This is a genomic window from Klebsiella sp. HMSC16A12 (genome assembly GCF_001808265.1).
In the GTDB taxonomy this organism is placed as follows: Bacteria; Pseudomonadota; Gammaproteobacteria; order Enterobacterales; family Enterobacteriaceae; genus Klebsiella; species Klebsiella pneumoniae.
Window position 1 is genome coordinate 1 of record NZ_KV792626.1, and the last position, 1,905, is coordinate 1,905.

The following is a 1,905-nucleotide window of genomic DNA, read 5'->3' on the forward strand; positions in this document are numbered from 1 at the left end:
AATAATGCGCTTAACGTACAAAAGTTTCCGATATCCAAACTGACCCCTATTTGGCGGCTTTTCTTATTTTCTTGATTTTCCCGCATCTGAACGTTTCTCTCGGACTCTTCCATTATTATTACGATCTCGTGGCTGAGTTCCGCCTCCTGGTTTAGGGACGACGACATGCGGGTTAAGTGGTCTACGGTCTGCCATTTTCATACCTCACTCTGCATAAACAAATAGTTGCCAGCGGATGTCCCCCTGTCCGGGACTATGTTGATGATGATTTTGTGGTGGAAGTGTTTTCCCTCCTGCGATAGTTACTTCTTTACCGCAACCTGTGCATTTGTAAATTCCTTCATACGTGCACGTATCGCCAGGCTTGTGTTGTGTATCAAAAACTGGGTTAAATTTCGGATCTGCTTCAAAAATCTTGGTTTTATTTCCTGAGCGAACAAGCGCCATATGACCTCCAACTATTCTTTTTTTGCACAGTAGCACTGTGCTTTTGTGCATTTTATATCATTATGGTTTTTTGCACAAGTGCACAGTGCTATTGTGCATTTCTGGCGTTTGTTGTACTATGGTGGTGGTAAAAGGTGATCTAGAACTTGCCAAAGTTGCGGCAACATTTGAGGTAAAAGAAAAATGCAGCAAAATCATGATAGTGATGATGATTGCCGCATTCAGTTCCGAGACGATTGGCTATAACCAGTTTTATAAATACGGTAAAGCCAATCGAAAAATTCCAGCTACGATTAGTGTTTCATTAGGGTCGCAAGCTGGATATGCTGAATGCTGCTGATAAAATTGGAGATTTACGGTCTCCCCCGGGGAACCGATTTGAAAATCTCAACCCTCCATTGACAGGGTATTCATCTATAAGGGTGAATGATAAGTACCGCTTGATATTTAAGTGGGGTGAGAACGGAGTCGAGGATTTGTATCTCGATCCACATGATTACCGATAGGTAACAGACCGGAACTGTTATCTTACAAAACAAGTAGGTGAGGCATTTCCTCACCTACGTTAAAACGTCATCACAAATAATGATTAATAAAGTAACGCGACGTAACTATATTTAAGATAATTACTAATCGATACAGCTGGTAACAGAAGAAATACTTATCTTCCTCATCTAACAGAGAGAAGCGACCAATTCAGGAGTAAAGCATGTCCCAAGCAACCAGAAAACCATCGACTGTAGGAGATATTATTCTTTATGAATATCTCGAGCCAAGTGGTTTAAAAATCAATGACTTGGCTGAAATGTTAAACGTGCATAGAAATTCTGCAAGTGCTTTGGTTAACAATAATAGGAAACTGTCTACCGATATGGCGTTTCGGTTAGCTAAAGCATTCGATACCACCGCTAAGTTCTGGTTAAATATACAGCAGTCTGTTGATTTGTGGGAGGTTACGAGCAGCCCACGCCTTCAGGAAGAAATAGAAAGAGTCACTCCCGCTCATGAAATTATAGAAAGGAAGCACAATGCTGAATCTTTGGAAAAAAAACATGCGGTCGCATGATTTTTTTAAAAAAATTTAACCAGACTAGAAGAAGGCCTCTGTAATAGTGTGCCTTCTTTTTTTGTAACCGCTAAAGGTCATCATCATTTTCTTTTACGAGCACTTGAGATCCGGTTTCGGTACGCGTAATCTCTTGCTCTGTAAACGAAAAAACCGCCTTGCAGGGCGGTTTTTCCGAAGGTTCAAACACTTGCAGGTGATTGAACCAAGGTAACTGGCTTGGAGGAGCGCAGTCACCAAAACTTGTTCTTTCAGTTTAGCCTTAACAGGCGCATGACTTCAAGACTAACTCCTCTAAATCAGTTACCAGTGGCTGCTGCCAGTGGCGCTTTTGCATGTCTTACCGGGTTGGACTCAAGACGATAGTTACCGGATAAGACGCAGCAGTCGGA

2 protein-coding genes and 1 pseudogene are annotated in these 1,905 nt (G+C 41.8%); 2 read left to right on the forward strand and 1 reads right to left on the reverse strand.

Annotated features, from left to right (window positions below):
- Positions 1-204 precede the first annotated feature (204 nt).
- Complete coding sequence (locus HMPREF3140_RS27575) at positions 205-447, reverse strand: protein L (RefSeq protein WP_071993219.1); 243 nt, start codon at positions 445-447, stop codon at positions 205-207.
- A gap of 183 nt (positions 448-630) precedes the next feature.
- On the opposite strand from HMPREF3140_RS27575, the pseudogene HMPREF3140_RS29145 reads away from it, so the two are divergent.
- Both HMPREF3140_RS29145 and HMPREF3140_RS17765 read left to right on the forward strand, forming a co-directional pair.
- A pseudogene (locus tag HMPREF3140_RS29145) lies at positions 631-953 on the forward strand (type II toxin-antitoxin system RelE/ParE family toxin).
- Between the two features lie 203 nt (positions 954-1,156).
- A complete protein-coding gene (locus tag HMPREF3140_RS17765) occupies positions 1,157-1,513 on the forward strand; it encodes a HigA family addiction module antitoxin (protein ID WP_032413514.1) in 357 nt (118 codons plus the stop codon).
- Positions 1,514-1,905: the final 392 nt, after the last annotated feature.